A 17400-nucleotide genomic window follows, 5' to 3' on the forward strand; every position below is an offset into this window, starting at 1 on the left:
TTCGTGAAAACTCTCTTTAAATCAAAATCCTTTCTTCCTAATAGGAAGAAAGGATTTTGAAAATTATATTATCAATACTATTCCCCCGCTGATTCTTGGTATTTAGCTCTTTCAAGGATATATACGTCAAGTATGGCTTTTGGACGTGCCAAGTATTCTCTTAGATAAGTTTTATAACCCGACTGTACATCTTGTGCCGCAAAAGCTACGGCATCAACTCCTAGGTGATTGGCTAAAAATAATGCTCTCGCATTATGGGTAGGCTGAGATATAATTGTGAATTTACGTTGACTGAATACTTCTTTGCAACGAATGATAGAATCGTAAGTGCGATAACCTGCATAATCAAGTATCAACACATTTTCGGGAACACCTAAACGCATTAAAGACTTTTTCATGTCGTTTGGCTCATTGTAGAAAATTGAATCGTGATTCCCACTCAAAATCAAAAACTTTACTTTTCCTTCTTTATACAAACGGGCTGCTGCTTCCATTCTATATTTATAAAATAAATTTGCTTTACCACCTTGTACAGCTTTGCTGGTACCTAAAACCAATCCTATATCATTGGAAGGAAGTTTGTCGAGACTGTAAAAATTTCTATCTTCAGTGGAATAGACAATCCAAATATTACACACTAAAATACCAATCAACGCAAAGAAAATCAATGCGATGATTCCTTTAAAGAACCATTTTACTGATGTAGTGAAATCGAATGGCTCTGTCAATGATATTTCATAGGTATTTTTCAGCAGTAATAATCATTTATAGTGGAAGTTACTGATTATAAATATATTAACTAATTCGTAGATTTGAAAATAAGTGGTTCGTTAAAATCACTTTTAACATAATAAATTATTCAAAAACTAATTTTAATGTATTTATAATCAGTAATTATTGTATTTTTTATGGAAAAATGAAATTTTAGGATTTTTTCAAATGTTAAAATAATCCTAATTGCTCACCTGTTGAGCCATCACCAGATTCTGGAAAATCAATTTCTTCTGGCGCTATAAGCTTCGGTGGTTGTGTACTAGCATCTTTATTAGCCGAAGGTTCATCCAATTGCTTCACAGGCGTTTCTACAATTTTGGGTGCCAAAGGTGTAATATGCTGAACTTTGAAAGTAGATAATTTACTTCCCATCGCTTTCCAACCTCTTACTTCTGCTATTTCATCGAGATTAACTTCTTCTTTAATGACTCCAGATTGATTATCTTTTTTATACGACATTGCGATGCGTGGATATACGTCAACACTAGCAAAAGTCAGCTTAGAACCTTTTTCGTCCGAAATAAACAAGAATTTTTTATCAATCGTGGTTGTCTCTATCCTGAAACGTTTTACATAATACAATTTAGACCCACCATCATAGTATAAAGCCGTTATAATGCCATCTGGAATAAATTTGGTTAACGAAACAATGTCTTTTGACTCATAACGGTTTGTTAGCTCAAAATTTGTCAATTCATATTGCCCATCTTTATAAATAACCAAGATATTATCTTTGGCATCAAAATTACCCAAATATTTACCGTGTTCATCTCGATTGAGTCGCCCTACGTTCTCATCATAATAGATATCTACGCCTCCTAAAGTAGAAAGTCCAGCAGATTTCAAGGTAATTTTTCTGATAGGGTATTTCGTCAATAAATTACCCATAGAATCACGCCCTTTGATAAGCAACTCTTTGAAATCATATTCAAATTGCTTGACTCTGGCAGTGCTCGAAGCCGTTAAATTTATTTGAATGGTTTCTGCCTCTCCATTTTCATTGGCTGTGAAGTACAGAATTTTTGATTTAGGATTGCCTGCCGTTAAGTCATATTCACGGTCACGTGTAACAGCGGTAACCTTGAAGCGTTTTACATACGAAATCCCTGTTTTACCATCAAAATAGACTAAATTATATACTTTTCTATCATCATTCTTTTTGAAAACAGATACATAAATAATGTCTTTTCCTACAAAAACCTTTTCTTGTACCTTCGTCACCATGCAACGTCCATCTTGTCTGAAAACGATGATATCATCAATATCCGAGCAATCCATCACATACTCCTCTTTCTTTAAACCATAACCGATAAAGCCACCCACACGGTCGACATATAGTTTTTGGTTAGCCGCTGCCACAACAGCCGCCGAAATAGTGTTAAAGTTTCTGATTTCAGTTTTACGCTCACGACCTTTACCGTGTTTTTTCAGGATATTTTTGAAATAATCAATCGAATAACGAATGATGTTCGCAAGGTTATCTAATACCTCCGCCAATTCTTCTTCTAAGCGTTTCATGGCTTCATCCGCCTTGAAACCATCATATTTAGAAATACGTTTGATACGGATTTCTAATAATCTTAAAATATCCTCTTCAACGATTTCTCTATAAAATTCGGGCTTATAAGGGTCCAATGCTTTATCAACTGTAGCAATTACATCTTCAAATGTCTCGCATTCTTCAATTTGGCGATAAATACGATTTTCAATAAAGATTTTCTCAAGAGAACTAAATAATAATTTCTCCATCAATTCATCTCTGCGTATTTCTAACTCACGTTCTAACAGTTTTACAGTTTGTTGGGTACAAACTTTTAACACTTCAGAAACACCCACAAAGTGAGGTTTATCGGCAATGATTACACAGGCATTCGGAGAAATTGAAATTTCACAATCTGTAAAGGCATACAATGCATCAATCGTTACATCTGGTGAAACTCCTGGTGCAAGCTGTACTTGTATTTCTACTTCTTTGGCAGTGTTATCAATTACTTTTTTGATTTTTATTTTTCCCGCATCATTCGCTTTGATGATAGACTCAATCAAATTAGTAGTAGTAGTAGAGAATGGAATATCCTTAATCACTAAAGTTTTCTTATCGAATTCTTCAATTTTGGCTCTTACTCTAATTTTCCCACCACGATGACCATCCTGATAATTGGAAACATCTATTGACCCACCAGTCAAAAAGTCTGGATATATTTCAAAAGGTTTGTTTTTTAGAATTGCTATGGAAGCTTCAATCAATTCAACAAAATTATGAGGCATAATTTTGGTTGAAAGCCCTACGGCAATACCTTCAACGCCATGTGCTAAAAGTAAAGGGAACTTTACGGGAAGAGCAACAGGCTCACGCTTACGGCCATCATATGAAAGTTGCCAGTCGGTAGTCTGAGGGTTAAAAATTACATCAAGGGCAAATTTTGAGAGCCTTACTTCGATATAACGAGCTGCGGCAGCACCATCGCCAGTGCGGTAGTCTCCCCAGTTTCCTTGGCAATCAAATACTAAATCTTTCTGACCTAAATTAACCATTGCTTCATTAATAGAAGCATCCCCATGTGGGTGATATTGCATAGTTTGGCCAATTACGTTCGCCACTTTATTGAAACGACCATCGTCCATTTCTTTTAATGCGTGTAATATACGGCGCTGAACGGGTTTTAGTCCGTCCTCAATTGCAGGTACAGCTCTTTCTAAAATTACATAAGAAGCATATTCCAAAAACCAGTTTTCATACAATCCTGCTACAGCGACTTGCTGATGAAGGGCATCGTCTTGGGGATTATCGTTTGTGTTCTCTTCTAAATTTTCAGGCAGACTTTCGTTTTCCATTGACACTTATTTTACTTCTCTACGTTTTTGGTGGTATTTCAAAACCCTAATTTACATAAAAAAAGCTAAGAAAAAGCATCTAATACTGATAACATCTATGAATTAATATAAGTGAAACACTATAACAGATAATAAATATTACAGCCTAATTGTGCTGAAATAAGCTGAGAAACCTCCATTTAATCAGTAAAATTACTGAACACTAATAGATTGCGGAGTGAAATGACAAATCAGTTGATTATTTATTTTTTGAATAATACCTATTTGATAAGTATTTTTTTCAAAGGAATCGAGCAAGACAGAAGTGCTGAATCCTTTTGTAAAGTAAGGCTCCAATTGCATGAATCTTCGTCTGCCAGACTTTTGATGCAAGACAGGATAAATATAAGTGTTTTTGGAAGATTTGAATACTACAAAAGCCTGACCGTCATAGGGTAAGGTAGTATTTTTTAACATTACCCTAGGTAAGTAATGCGATTCTTTAGCATCTAACATCAATAACGAATCTTTTGATATCACAATGTTATATTGACTTGAAGAATCTGGTATTTGGTTAGTAGCATTGAAAATGCTTGGTTGTAAAAAGTTGTCGGGAAAAACACTTACACCATTTTGGAAAGATTGTGCCAAAACATCTTTGATATTTCTATTAAATGATGCCGCGTTTTCTACCGTGATTTTATCCTGTTGATAATTGAATGCTTCAGCTTGATTTAAATACTTGATATAGATGATTCGGTCAAAATTTTGATACCAAGAAAAAGCATTAAAGACTATCCCTATGATTAAAAAACTACCAACAATTGATCTTTTAAAGGTAGGTAGGTAATACAATAATGTGCAGTAAAATAATACAAAAAGAATAAATGAGTTGTGTAAATACCTGTTAGCGAAACTTGATTCCAATCCCGACCATGACCTGCTCAACGTTACTAACAGTGCTGTAATGGTAAAGAATATAAAATAGGCTAACAAAAAATGACCATTAACTGATGATTCCTTTGCTTGAATAGTTGAGTATTTTTTGTTGAATAAAGTTAATGCTTCCTGATAGGTTAATCTTAGGTTAAAAAATAATAAGGTGATAAATACGATAAAGCCAAGTGCTATTGCTTGGTAATACGTTTCTAAGCTATGTGAAATAATAGAAACAAAACTTCCCCAAAAACCACCAAAGCATAAAGCTAATCTTGCAGGGTTGCTTAAACTACCTGCTAGGTTTGAGTTTTGTCCGTTCTGATAACCCCAAAAGTAAATTACAGCAACAAAAATCATCAGGCATATCCAAATGATTAATTGCTTAAATCTTTTTTGAAAAAGAAGTACTAAAGCAACTACGGGAAAACTAAATAAGCCATTACCATGCGTAAAGGTCAAGACTAAGACTAATATTATTGAAACCCAAAAGTATTTTGGCGAGAAAAAGCAAATACTATAAAACAAAAGCATCGCCCAGAAAATATTCCCGACTTGTTGTAATGTAGAAATCGTCCAAAGGTAATTATCCGTAGAAGCAGGCTGAAATATAATAAAAGCAACAGGAACGGCATAAATAATGCTGAGTTTTAACCTTTTTATAAATAAGCTAAATATAATAAAAATGCCCAAATAGTATAAAGTAGCTACAGTATTTAATACTTTCCAGTCGATATGACCTTGTAAATAGCAATCTATCAGTACAAAAAGCCTTGGAAAAACAATGCGGTGTTCATTATGTAAACTCCAAAGTGCTTGTAGTTTTTCATGGAAGCTCAATAAAGGATTATAAGCAGTATTTACGAAACTGAGGAGGTGATAATCGTCCTGAAAAAAGAAATTGTAGGAATAGGAATAACAAACAGTGTAATAAATACCAACAATTAACATAATTGAAAGGTATGCTATCGTATTAACAAAAACATTGGGCTTTTTTAGCATCATAGGTACTTAGGAATAGTTTACATAAAATTAATGATAGTAAGGCAATCAAGTGTGATAGAGGTATTATTTTACTTAAATAGATTCAACCACATCTATTAATTCAGCAATCATCATGGCTGTGGCTCCCCATACAGTATGTTCTTGGATATTATAAAAGGGAGCATCTACTTCAATACCTCTTACATTAATGATTGTCCTGCCAATAATACTAGGGTTTAGCATCTCTTCTAAGGATACTTCCACTACCTTATCCACTTCACGGGCATCAGGATAAAACTCAGGCTTATGAGGGATAAATCCTATGACTGGTTGCACATAGAAATTGGAAGCAGGAATAAAAAGCTTGGTGAGTGTACCTAATACTTTTACATCAGTCAGGCGCACCCCAATTTCTTCTTGGGCTTCCCTCATGGCTGTTCGTACAAGACTTTCGTCTTCTTTTTCTGCTCTACCTCCCGGAAAAGCCATTTGTCCTCCATGTACACCATCATATTGTGGACGAAGTATCAAGGGAATGTATATATTGTTATTGTGAGGATAAAATAAAATTAAAACTGCGCTTTCTCTTGTTCGTTCGCTCGGTGAAGGCATCTTCAATTTTAACCTTGAATCAGAAAGCATTTTTTCATGAGCAATTCTTCCGGGTAAAGGTTCTTGAAGCCGTTTTTTTATTTTTTCAGTAAAGGGTACAAAACCTATCATAGGCATTTGTATTTTAAAGGTTAGACTACCGTTGACAAATTGTATAATCTTTCCGTTAAATTAAGGATGATATTTAATTAGTAAATTAACATTAAATTTATCATACAAATTAATTTTTAGCATAATTTTCAATCAATTTTTCGGCACAACGCTCTCCATCCATTGCTGCCGACATGATTCCTCCTGCATAACCAGCACCTTCGCCACAAGGATACAACCTCTTTATTTCAAGGTGTTCTAAATTTTCTTTGTCTCTGGGAATACGAACGGGCGAGGATGTTCTACTTTCAATACCAATAATTTGCCCTTGATTAGAAGCATAATTCCTCATTTTTTTACCAAATTGTTGTAGCCCATCCTGTAAGGGTTTTCCGATAAAATCTGGAAGTACTTCAAGCATATCCATTGATTGTAGACCCGGCTGATAAGATGTTTGTAGCAGGTTTTTGGATGTATGTTGCTTGATAAAATCATGTACGAGTTGTGCAGGTGCCGTTTGACCGCCACCTGTCATTTTACAAGCTTTTTGTTCAAGTTCTCGTTGTAATTGCAAGCCCGCCAAGGCTCCGTATTCTTTATAAGGCAAAACGTCTATTTCATTAATAGCTACTACCATCCCTGAATTAGCAAAATGAGAATCACGACGAGAAGGGGACATCCCGTTTACGACCAGTTCGCCAGGGGCTGTAGCTGCTGGCACAATAAATCCACCCGGACACATACAAAACGAAAATACGCCTCTTTGAATACCTTTATGAAAGGTTTGAGCTACCAAACTATAGGAAGCCGCAGGCAAATATTCTCCGCGGTCTTTACGATTATATTGCAATGAATCTATCAAAGACTGTTGATGCTCAATTCTTACGCCCATTGCATAAGGTTTGGATTCAATCAATACATCTCTTTTCTGGCATAATTCAAAAATATCTCTGGCTGAATGACCTGTTGCTAGCACCACACCAATGCCTGAAATCTCTCTGCCATCCTCTAAAACAACGCCTCGAATTTCCTTTTGTTGAATGATAAAATCAACTACTTTCGTATTGAAATGTACTTCTCCACCAGCCTTTAGTATACTTTCTCTGAGGTCAGCTACTAATTGCGGTAATTTGTTCGTACCAATATGTGGATGGGCATCTACTAGTATTTCTTCTGTAGCACCATGTGCCACGAAAATTTCTAATACCCTACGAATATCCCCTCTTTTTTTGCTTCTGGTATAAAGTTTTCCATCAGAATAGGTTCCCGCACCACCTTCGCCAAAGCAATAGTTTGATTCTGGATTTACAATGTGTTCCTTATTGATAGCCGCTAAGTCTCTTCTTCTAGTCCTAACGTCTTTGCCACGTTCTAATAGAATTGGTTTTACTCCCAGCTCAATCATTCTTAATGCTGCAAATAAGCCCGCAGGGCCAGCGCCAACGATGATAGCTTGTTGAGCCTTAGAAACATCTTGATAATTTTTCTGAAATGCTATTCTTGAAGGAGGTGTTTCATCCAAGAATACTTCTGCTTCGATATTTACCTTTACTTGTCGACCACGGGCATCAATAGACCTCTTTAATGGGCGAATGATGGCATTAGCATCAGCAGGAAAATGCAGTAATTGGCTTAAATGATTTTTAAAGTTTTCTTGGTCTAAAGCTATTTGGGGCTCTAAAACTAATGATATATGTTTTCTCATGATTGTAAGGTATTTATCCTTAAATGAATAATAAATTCTGTATAATAATGTTAATTGAGGGATGTCTTGAGAAAAGACAATAAAAAATCCCGTAAGAATTTTGCATAGAAAAATACTTACGGGATAGAAAAAATCTTATTTAAAAGGAATGAATTCCATATTAATTGCTACTGTTACTCCTGCATAAACAATATTATTTCTTAAAATCATTTTTTGCTTAGTAAGCGAAACAACATCAAAAGTACCATCTAATCCTTGAATATTGATTTTTAGCTTTGTATCACTCTGGATTAATTCCCAAGTTCCATAAGCCTGTGCTTGTTTAGAAATTTTGTCATATGAACGCACAGTATAGGTTTTATCAAAAACATACGTAAGTTCTCCAATTAGTTTTGAATTCCCTCCAAACAATGTAGGGTCAACCACAGCACCATCAGTAGTAGTAAAACGGTCAATTTGCCATTCAGATGACTGGATAACAGTAACTTTGGATTCAGTAGGGTTTACATTATTATCAGAGCAAGCAAAAGTAACAAATGCAAAAAGGCTTAATAAGAGGAAATGCTTTAGTTTCATGTTGTTGGGAGTTTAAAAATTCAAGAATCGAATTTTTCTTTAGCAAAGTTAAAGGTTTTCTTCCGAAATTGCCAGAAGTTATACTTTGAACACTATTAAAATACATTAAACAAACGTGCAAAAAAGGGATTTTATTACATTATTCTGTTTACTGTTTGGTCGATTAGCTTTTGCTCAATCCGACTGCCAACCTAGTTTTCAGTATACGCCATCTACTCAGAATGGTGTAATTAATTGGGGACAGTTTCCCGAGTTTTCATTGCCATTTAAAATTGTGTATAATGGACCTAGATTTAAAGATGCCAATCGCCTTCCTTTGAAACACGGCTTTACACATTTGGCTAATTTTACGGCAGCAGATGTTAATTTACCACAACAAAATAGGGCAATTCTGTGGGGTGGCGTAGCCAGTTTGGCAGGTCAGCCTTGGTATGAAATAGAAAGTCCTTGGGCAAACGATTTAACCAAATACAAGCAAAAATGGACTGACGATATGAAGGGAATGGCAGGGCTTTTTACTGATACCCAAGGAAAAGCAATGCCCAATTTAGATATTCTGATATTGGATATAGAAAGGGAGATTCCTACTGATGCAGGCATCCGTAGCTTAAAAACTAACCAAAGTGTTCCTGCTCAATACCGTGCTTTATCTGATATCGATTTTACTGAACGCTATAAACGCGATTTGTCAAAACTTTATGCTGAGCCAATAACTTACCTTCAGCAAAATAGCATTCCTTCCACAACGAATTTTGCTTCTTACTCAGATGCTCCGATAAAAAACACAGAATTTCCCCTAAATTATACTTGGCAAGAATGGCTGACGAGTGACAAGGTGTTGAATTATTATATGAAAGATACAATTATCAACCAGACGGGAGGGAAGTTCTATCAGCAAAATACCTTTTTAGCACCGTCGGCTTATTTTTGTTATGAATATAGCTCATTGCCTTATCCAAACATCGCTTATCAATTATTCCAAATTGAAGCCAACGTCGCTCGAAGTAGTAAAGACGTAATGTTGTTTCAATGGCTTACTTATAACAAATGTCAGCCAAGCTCTACGTATGGTTTTAATGTCAGTATCAAGAAATATTTAGCAGAGGCGCAAGGCATTTTTCCATTTTTCTCAGGAGCTAAAGGGCTTTGGCTTTGGGAAGGACCATATACGCCCGACAATGTCAACTATTCAATTTACGAATCTTATATTTATGGGTTATACAGACTGTCTCAATTCAAAGACTTTTTTACGGGTAACTACCGTTTAGTAATTCCTAAAACGGCTTATGACCATTTTAAAGACCAAGATGCTGTTTGGAGAGGAGTAGTAAAAGGGAATGAAATTTTGATTGCTGCCATTAACGAATTTGCAAGTGATGGAGCTACAACAGAGTTAAATGTCCATTATGGAGATTGGTCGCAAAAAATTACTTTAAAAGGCAAAGAAACTTTTCTGTGCAAGTTTACCTTGCCAGATTTACAAAATAACTATGTGCTTTATCCAAACCCAAGCAATGGTAAATACACCTTTGAATATTATGGAGAAGGTTATCTGAAAGGCGATTTTAAAATTTTCGATGCCTTAGGAAGGGAAGTGTATTCAGAGAACTATACTCCAGCCTCAAGTTATATTTCAAGGAAAAAAGAGTTTGACTTAAAGCAACCTTCGGGGACTTATATATTGAAATATGTAGAAGGAGAGAAGAGTATTATCAAAAAAATTATTATTAATCAATGAACAGATTAGCCCACGAAACGTCGCCATATCTATTACAACACGCTCAGAACCCTGTGGATTGGTTTCCTTGGGGTAAAGAAGCCCTTGATAAGGCGAAAGCAGAAAATAAACCTATTTTGGTAAGTATTGGCTATTCTGCTTGCCATTGGTGCCATGTGATGGAGCATGAATGTTTTGAAAAAGAAGAAGTAGCGGAGGTAATGAACCGCTATTTCGTCAATATAAAAGTAGATAGAGAAGAGCGTCCTGATGTTGATGCGGTGTATATGGATGCCGTACAGGCAATGGGCGTACATGGAGGTTGGCCATTGAATGTCTTTTTAATGCCAGATGGCAAACCTTTTTATGGAGGAACCTACTTTCCTAAGCCCAATTGGTTGAAATTATTGCAAGCAGTAGATACGGGTTTTAAAAATAGCCAAGAAGAACTACAGAAGTCGGCAGAAGGGTTTACTCAGAATATGTTGTTTAAAGATTCTGAAAAATATGGATTGGTGCCTGAAAGCGAGATATTCACCAAGGATGATTTAAAAGTAATGGCAGAAAAACTGTCGAGTACTTTTGATGATGAGTGGGGTGGGTTTGAAAGAAGTCCCAAATTTCCGATGCCCTCTATTTGGGCTTTTTTATTGAGGTATGTGCATGAAACTAAAGACCAAGCTATCCTAAATCATGTTCAACTTACCCTTAATAGAATGGCAATGGGGGGAATTTACGACCAATTAGGAGGAGGCTTTGCTCGGTATTCTGTAGATGGCGAATGGTTTTGTCCTCATTTTGAAAAGATGTTGTATGATAATGGGCAATTAGTGAGTTTATATTCAGAGGCGTACTCTTTGACAGGAACAGCTTTGTATAGAGAAGTTGTCTATGAAACCATCGAATGGTTAACTCGCGAAATGACCAATGAAGAAGGCGGGTTTTATTCAGCGTTAGATGCCGATTCAGAAGGAGTAGAGGGGAAATATTATGTATGGACTAAACCAGCAATTGAGGAAGTTTTAGGAGAAGAAGCTGAGGCTTTTTGCCAACAATACCAAGTGACGCAGGCAGGGAACTGGGAGCATGGCGTGAATATTTTGTGGAAAGACCAGCCTAGTTTGAATGCAGATTTTAAAGAACAGATAGCAAAGCTTAATGCAGTAAGAAATACTCGTATTCGCCCCGGATTGGATGATAAAATACTTTGTTCATGGAATAGCTTGATGTTAAAAGGACTAATCGATGCCTATAGGGCGTTTGGTGATGAGAACTTTTTAACGTTGGCGATTCAAAATGCTAATTTCATCAAAAATAAGTTTATCGTAGGGGAACAATTGATGCATAGCTATAAAAACGGAGAAACCAAGATTATGGGTTTCTTAGAAGATTATGCCACGTTGATTGATGCTTATTTGAATTTATATCAGGCTACTTTTGAAGAAAACTGGTTGCATTATGCGGAGAAATTAACGTTATATGCCTTTGAAAACTTCTGGGATGAGGAGGATGAATTGTTTTTCTTTACAGATAAAAATGCTGAAGAGTTAATAGCACGCAAAAAAGAAATTTTTGACAATGTGATACCAAGTTCCAATTCAATAATGGCAAGAAATCTATATACTTTAGGACTGATTTTGGAAAGAGAAGACTTCGGGTTATTATCAAAATTGATGCTCTCTAAAATGAAGAATCTGTTATTGAAAAATGTAGATTATCTCACTAATTGGGCTTGTTTTTCTACGCAAATGGTGTCTAAAACACCAGAAATAGCCATTGTAGGAGATGATTTTCTGACTTTTAGAAAACAAATAGACCAACAATTTTTCCCTAATAAGGTATTATCAGGAACTGCTACAGAAAGTCAGTTACCTTTATTACAACATAGAACAACAAAGGAGGGAGAAACGCTAATCTTTGTTTGTTATGACAAAACTTGTCAATTACCAGTAAAGACAGTTGAAGAGGCTTGGGAACAGATTGTTTAATAATGAAAAATAAAAAACACTTAAAGAGTTTAATGTGCTGTAAATGAGGTTATTAAATTTTATTTTTTCCTATTAGGGGGTGACTTAAGTCACCCCCTAATAGGAAAAAATATGTTCTATGCTATTTTCAGTGCCTGATAAACCGTTACTGGTTGTTCTAATAATTCATCAAATTGAGCCACAAAACTAGCAATATATGGTTGCTGATTATGATTATCCAATCCGCTAATGCTTTCCCATATTTCATGAAAAGTAAAAATGTTTGAAGCCGCAATAGACTGGTGCAAATCGTATTGAATGCACGCTGGTTCTTTGCGAGATTCAACTACTAATGCTTCTAAAATGGCTTTTACTTTTTCAACATGTTCTGGTTTACTGTTGACAATGGCCGTGAGATAAATATTCATCAGAGAAAAATGTTAGTTTAAGAAAATTTTATGGAGATGGTCTTGATAAAGACTCATATCTCTTACAATATTACTATTTTTCTCCACATCGTGAAAATGAATACTATCAAGGGGAGTCATTCCTGTAAAAGCATTCATTCTATGAAAGCCAAACAGTGGTCCATCATCTACACTTCTTTCCATGAAAAATTCATTAGGAAGTGTAAATGCTTCTTTTGGTGCATTCCATGACGTCGTTAACATATATTTTCTTCCATGTAGCGTACCGCCTGTTCCATAATTGATGGTTGGATTGACAGACGAACGCCCATCACTACGATAAATTCCTTTGTTGTAACCCTCCGTAAAAACTATATCAATGTATTTTTTCAAATCATGTGGTAACTGGAACCACCAGATAGGCGTATGATAAATAACTACATCTGCCCAAACATACTTTTCTACCTCCTCAGAAGGGTTGTATTCTTCGTTAATATTAGTAGTTTTGATTTCAAAATCAGGATGTTGTTTGAAAAAACTGATACTCTCTTGGAAAATAGTTTCATTGAATCTTCCCCCAGAATGACCGAACTTTTGTCCGCCATTTATTATAAAAACTTTTGTTGTCATCTTTTCTTTTGTTGTTAATGGAACAAAAGTATAGCGAGTAATTGTATTATAAAAATAACATGATTTATAGTAATCTATCATAATTATAATAGTAAAATGGTTAATTTAGAATGGTATCGAACTTTTAAAGTAGTGTATCAAACAGGGACGCTTACAAAAGCAGCCGAGCAATTATTTATTTCTCAGCCAGGAGTAAGTTTACATTTGAGTTCACTGGAGAACTATGTTGGCTACAAGCTTTTTGACAGAACAGGCAGAAAGATGATTCCGACTGAAAGGGGGAAAGTGCTTTATAACTTTACAGTTCAAGCCCTGAGTAAACTAGAAGAGGCAGAGAAAAACTTTCAAAGAAGTACTGAAAAACACACTCCGACTATAAGTTTAGGAATGTGTTTTGAAACTTTTCAGGCTTCTTTAGAAGAATTTATACCAAGTTTTCCCTTTAATATTATCTTACAATTTGGCGAATATCCTTTGATGATAGAAAACCTAGAAAAGGGAATTATTGATTTGATTGTTACCCCACAAGTATTAGAAAAAGAAGGCATTGAATATTATCCATTTTCTTCTGAAAATATTGTGATGGTGGGAGGTAATGGAATTGATGTAGAGGCGTTTCAAGAAATACTCTCTACGAATGATTGCGAAGTATTGGAAGCATGGCTTAAAACACAGAAATGGTATGGCACTACAGGCGATATGGAACATTTAAGGCATTTCTGGCAATTGAATTTTAATAAGTATCCCGATTTCCGCCCTAATTATATTGTTCCGAATCTGAACTCTATCGTTCGCTGTCTAGCGCAGGGGCAAGGCTTGGCTATTATTCCTAGTTTTCTTTGTCAAAAGGAACTTGATAAAGGCAATATCAAGCTAATTTGGGAAGGCAAATCAAAGCTAATCAATACACTATATTTTGCTCATCGTAAAAAAACGGTTTATGAAAAAGAAATAGCATTGATTAAGAAAAGTATAGCAAGCAAAATGTGATATTGACTAATTTGCCCTGTAACTGAAAGAGGTATCGCAACCAATGATTGTATTATTTAAAGTGTATGTTAAAAATAGCTTATTCACCCATCTATCAACACCCGCTTCCCGAAGGACATCGTTTTCCGATGTTGAAATATGAACTTATTCCTGAGCAATTATTATATGAAGGTACTTGTGATAAAGATAATTTTTTTGAGCCCACACCTGTAGATGAAAAATGGATTGTTCGCACACATAAGCCACAATATTGGGAAGATTTAAAGTATCTCAGACTTGACCCTAAAATGATACGTAAAATAGGTTTTCCTTTATCAGAAGAACTTGTACGCAGAGAAACCATCATTACACAAGGAACAATAGACTGCTGCCATTTTGCTTTAGCAAATGGTATTGCCATGAACGTAGCAGGCGGAACGCATCATGCCTATTCCAATAAAGGCGAGGGCTTTTGTTTATTAAATGATGTGGCTGTAGCTTCCAATTATTTAATAGATAAGGGGCTGGCTACAAAAATATTAATCATTGATTTAGACGTTCATCAAGGCAATGGAACAGCCGAAATTTTTCATGAGCAAACAAATGTTTTTACATTTTCGATGCATGGACAGGAAAATTATCCCTTGCATAAAGAAAAATCTGATTTAGATATTGGTCTTGAAACTTATACAAAAGATGAGGAATATTTAAGTGTTTTATATCAAACATTACCAGCGTTAATTAAGCATCAAAAGCCAGATTTCCTGTTTTATATTTCAGGCGTTGATATATTAGCAACTGATAAGTTGGGTAAACTAAGTATTACCAAAGAGGGCTGTTATCGTAGAGATGAATTTGTGTTTGAGCAAGCTATCAACAATAAATTACCCATTGTTGTATCGATGGGTGGAGGATATTCTCCTAAAATTATTGATATCGTCGATGCACATTGTAATACCTTTAGACTTGCTCAAAAGATGTTTTTTGATGGTGTATAATAGGTCATATAATGAAAAATCCGCCCCAATAGAGCGGATTTATATTATATAATAATAGCTAAGTAACAGGTCAAAATTAAACCAAATTATCTCAAAGGATAGTTTTTGGATGTCTTAATTACTAAGTCACACATTCACTAAATCACTCAATACTTATACTTAGTAAACAACAAATCATAGTTATACCTAGTTTGTCTATAAAAATATCGTACTAATTGTATTACAGGATTTTCGCTAGTGGTCCAGCTTCCCCTTGACATCGTTGTTGGTTCATCAGCAGAATTTACTTGGTCAAAAAGTGACTTATATTCATTAAAGAAGAGGGCTTTCCCTTTGTTTTGGATAAAGGCCAAACACATTCTATATTCTGTACGGTCTCCTTTTATACCTTCTGCATATCGTCCAAATTTTTCGAAATAATTACTTCTTCTCAAATGTGGATGGTCGCTATAATAATAAATCTTATGATAATCTGTATACCAAGGCTTATAAAGCATTTCTGAATAACCTTTGTCGAAGTATTTAAGATAAGGATATTGTATATAAGCATAAAAACGAACCATGTCTAAACTCTTGTCCTCATTCATAAATCTGAGTGCATCCTCAAAATGAGTAGGGAAAATAGCTGTCGGCACAAAATCCTCTTGAACATACAAAGTATAGGGTGTTACTACCGCATCCTGTCCTTTGTTAAGGTTATTTCCCAGCCCTTTGTTTTTGGGTGTTGTAATAAGCCTAAAAGAATATTCAGGTTGTATTTTTCTTAAATATGCTTGATGTTCTTCTTTACTGCCATCATCAGAAACCACAATGTCTTCAAAAACACAATCTAAATCCTGAAAGCTTTTCAAAAGGCGTTCTAATGAACTGCTTCTATTATAATGGGTAACTAATAATGTTACTCCGTCAAATTTTCTCATTAGGTAAATGATTTAAAATATTCAAAGTAAGTATCCAATTATAATCTTAGCAAAGCTTTTTTTACTTTGTTAACCAGCTTTCTAAACATTCTCCATTTACCACTAAGCGGCTTGAAGTTTTTCCAAGGAGTCATGGCTAGATACCTAAAAAACTCTTGTTTATAAACTTCTTTAAAGTGATAATTAGAGAAAATTGGTTTAATCTCAACAAAGTGAACTAAGTGAGGTTTTTCATCTTCATATAAAGCAAACCAATTCCATTTTGGGTCAAGTTCCATCCATTTGTTTGCCAATACCACGTTTAATCCATACTGGTCACCCATCTGAACATGCTCTTTATAATCTACCAAAGCACTAATTACTTTGTTCGTTAATTTTTCTTCACGCCATTTTTTGGGGTTCATCAACAAAACACCTGCATTGAAATATTTTGTGTCGGGTGACAGTCCTAATTCTTTATAGTTCGGAATGCCTGCCCATTGGCAATCGACAGTTTTAGAATAATCTTGAACGGCACCAACTGTATAGTCGCCTAAAGAAATATTCCAGAATTTTGAAATATCGTCTTGTAAAATAATATCTACATCTAAATAAATCAATTTATCTAGCTCAGGGTCAATAATATAAGGGGCGAAAATACGTAAGAAGGTGGTAAGGGGCATAGACGTAGTATCTACAGGTATTACTATGTCTGCTGGAATGATTTCTTTGCTCTTAAACCATTTCAGTGTAATTCTTGAAGGGTCAGCTATGGTTTCAAGTCTGCTTTTTGCTTTAGCAGAAATACCGTCATCAATGATATAGAAATCAATATGCTCGTCAGTTTTGTGATTTAGATCTATCGACTTTAGCAAAGCTGCAATCAAAATGGCAAAATGATTATCACTTGCCACCACAATGGTTATTGGTTTCTTTTCAATAGAATTTGACATAATATTATAAATATTTTGGTTTTTGTAAGCTGTGTTATATATACAATGATGCTAATTTTAAAATTAAATATTTAAGCTATTAGAATTAAAAAGGTATTGAACCAATAGACTAATCCCTCTAAAGATAATTAAAAATTCAGGTCTTTTATTGTATAGCATATTTTATACCATACTTTCATACAATCTAAAAAAAAAATACACATAATACAATTTACTTTGATACAATTATAAAAACTTTCTTTATCCGTTCTTTAATGAATAATTTAAAAAATAAAAACGGTAACTTTTGAGAATTGCCGTTTTTCTAATGTTAATGGAGAAAAAAATACTTATACAATAAACTATTGAAGTTAATTATAGTTTTAACAT

At 34.8% G+C, this 17400-nt stretch carries 14 protein-coding genes; 4 read left to right on the forward strand and 10 right to left on the reverse strand.

Annotated features, from left to right (window positions below):
* Positions 1–77: 77 nt before the first annotated feature.
* From AC1RNE_RS01000 to AC1RNE_RS01025, 6 genes are all read right to left on the reverse strand, one after another.
* Positions 78–728, reverse strand: a complete 651-nt coding sequence (locus AC1RNE_RS01000) for a SanA/YdcF family protein (RefSeq protein ID WP_492799196.1) — start codon at positions 726–728, stop codon at positions 78–80.
* 214 nt (positions 729–942) lie between these two features.
* Positions 943–3609 carry a DNA gyrase/topoisomerase IV subunit A gene (locus tag AC1RNE_RS01005; protein WP_492799197.1) on the reverse strand — a complete coding sequence of 889 codons (2667 nt, stop codon included), beginning with the start codon at positions 3607–3609 and terminating at the stop codon, positions 943–945.
* A gap of 192 nt (positions 3610–3801) precedes the next feature.
* Entirely contained in the window at positions 3802–5529 is a 1728-nt protein-coding gene (locus AC1RNE_RS01010) for a hypothetical protein (RefSeq protein ID WP_492799198.1), read from the reverse strand.
* Positions 5530–5601: 72 nt separating this feature from the next.
* Positions 5602–6231, reverse strand: coding sequence for an NUDIX hydrolase (locus AC1RNE_RS01015; protein WP_492799199.1), 630 nt, complete (start codon positions 6229–6231; stop codon positions 5602–5604).
* A 109-nt stretch (positions 6232–6340) separates the two neighbouring features.
* Complete coding sequence (locus AC1RNE_RS01020) at positions 6341–7915, reverse strand: NAD(P)/FAD-dependent oxidoreductase (protein ID WP_492799200.1); 1575 nt, start codon at positions 7913–7915, stop codon at positions 6341–6343.
* Between the two features lie 135 nt (positions 7916–8050).
* Positions 8051–8491 (reverse strand): hypothetical protein, encoded by a 441-nt coding sequence (locus AC1RNE_RS01025; protein WP_492799201.1) that lies wholly within the window; start codon positions 8489–8491, stop codon positions 8051–8053.
* A 115-nt stretch (positions 8492–8606) separates the two neighbouring features.
* Between AC1RNE_RS01025 and AC1RNE_RS01030 the strand changes: the two genes are divergently transcribed.
* Complete coding sequence (locus tag AC1RNE_RS01030) at positions 8607–10229, forward strand: T9SS type A sorting domain-containing protein (RefSeq protein WP_492799202.1); 1623 nt, start codon at positions 8607–8609, stop codon at positions 10227–10229.
* The gene (locus AC1RNE_RS01035) at positions 10226–12196 is read left to right on the forward strand and encodes a thioredoxin domain-containing protein (RefSeq protein WP_492799203.1); all 1971 of its coding nucleotides are present in this window, start codon (positions 10226–10228) and stop codon (positions 12194–12196) included. The genes AC1RNE_RS01030 and AC1RNE_RS01035 overlap by 4 nt, the downstream gene beginning before the upstream one ends.
* Before the next feature lie 116 nt (positions 12197–12312).
* On the opposite strand, the gene AC1RNE_RS01040 is transcribed toward AC1RNE_RS01035, so the two are convergent.
* Positions 12313–12603, reverse strand: coding sequence for a putative quinol monooxygenase (locus AC1RNE_RS01040; protein WP_492799204.1), 291 nt, complete (start codon positions 12601–12603; stop codon positions 12313–12315).
* A 12-nt stretch (positions 12604–12615) separates the two neighbouring features.
* On the reverse strand, positions 12616–13212 hold the full coding sequence (locus tag AC1RNE_RS01045; RefSeq protein ID WP_492799205.1) for an NAD(P)H-dependent oxidoreductase: 597 nt from the start codon (positions 13210–13212) through the stop codon (positions 12616–12618).
* A 96-nt stretch (positions 13213–13308) separates the two neighbouring features.
* On the opposite strand from AC1RNE_RS01045, the gene AC1RNE_RS01050 reads away from it, so the two are divergent.
* Together AC1RNE_RS01050 and AC1RNE_RS01055 are read left to right on the forward strand one after the other, a co-directional pair.
* A complete protein-coding gene (locus AC1RNE_RS01050; RefSeq protein ID WP_492799206.1) occupies positions 13309–14202 on the forward strand; it encodes a LysR family transcriptional regulator in 894 nt (297 codons plus the stop codon).
* A 65-nt stretch (positions 14203–14267) separates the two neighbouring features.
* Positions 14268–15179, forward strand: coding sequence for a histone deacetylase family protein (locus tag AC1RNE_RS01055; protein WP_492799207.1), 912 nt, complete (start codon positions 14268–14270; stop codon positions 15177–15179).
* Between the two features lie 146 nt (positions 15180–15325).
* Here the strand turns inward: AC1RNE_RS01055 and AC1RNE_RS01060 are convergent, their stop codons facing one another.
* Positions 15326–16099, reverse strand: coding sequence for a glycosyltransferase (locus AC1RNE_RS01060; RefSeq protein ID WP_492799208.1), 774 nt, complete (start codon positions 16097–16099; stop codon positions 15326–15328).
* A 38-nt stretch (positions 16100–16137) separates the two neighbouring features.
* On the reverse strand, positions 16138–17031 hold the full coding sequence (locus tag AC1RNE_RS01065; protein ID WP_492799209.1) for a glycosyltransferase family 8 protein: 894 nt from the start codon (positions 17029–17031) through the stop codon (positions 16138–16140).
* Positions 17032–17400 lie beyond the last annotated feature (369 nt).

The sequence above is a fragment of the Arcicella sp. GW822-FHT02H01 genome (assembly GCF_058802005.1).

Excerpts from the sequence above, each read along its gene's own strand:
- AC1RNE_RS01005 (WP_492799197.1), bottom strand. The coding sequence starts at position 3,609 with ATGGAAAACGAAAGTCTGCCTGAAAATTTAGAAGAGAACACAAACGAT.
- AC1RNE_RS01010 (WP_492799198.1), bottom strand. The coding sequence starts at position 5,529 with ATGATGCTAAAAAAGCCCAATGTTTTTGTTAATACGATAGCATACCTT.
- AC1RNE_RS01015 (WP_492799199.1), bottom strand. The coding sequence starts at position 6,231 with ATGATAGGTTTTGTACCCTTTACTGAAAAAATAAAAAAACGGCTTCAA.
- AC1RNE_RS01020 (WP_492799200.1), bottom strand. The coding sequence starts at position 7,915 with ATGAGAAAACATATATCATTAGTTTTAGAGCCCCAAATAGCTTTAGAC.
- AC1RNE_RS01025 (WP_492799201.1), bottom strand. The coding sequence starts at position 8,491 with ATGAAACTAAAGCATTTCCTCTTATTAAGCCTTTTTGCATTTGTTACT.
- AC1RNE_RS01035 (WP_492799203.1), top strand. The coding sequence starts at position 10,226 with ATGAACAGATTAGCCCACGAAACGTCGCCATATCTATTACAACACGCT.
- AC1RNE_RS01040 (WP_492799204.1), bottom strand. The coding sequence starts at position 12,603 with ATGAATATTTATCTCACGGCCATTGTCAACAGTAAACCAGAACATGTT.
- AC1RNE_RS01045 (WP_492799205.1), bottom strand. The coding sequence starts at position 13,212 with ATGACAACAAAAGTTTTTATAATAAATGGCGGACAAAAGTTCGGTCAT.
- AC1RNE_RS01050 (WP_492799206.1), top strand. The coding sequence starts at position 13,309 with ATGGTTAATTTAGAATGGTATCGAACTTTTAAAGTAGTGTATCAAACA.
- AC1RNE_RS01055 (WP_492799207.1), top strand. The coding sequence starts at position 14,268 with ATGTTAAAAATAGCTTATTCACCCATCTATCAACACCCGCTTCCCGAA.
- AC1RNE_RS01060 (WP_492799208.1), bottom strand. The coding sequence starts at position 16,099 with ATGAGAAAATTTGACGGAGTAACATTATTAGTTACCCATTATAATAGA.
- AC1RNE_RS01065 (WP_492799209.1), bottom strand. The coding sequence starts at position 17,031 with ATGTCAAATTCTATTGAAAAGAAACCAATAACCATTGTGGTGGCAAGT.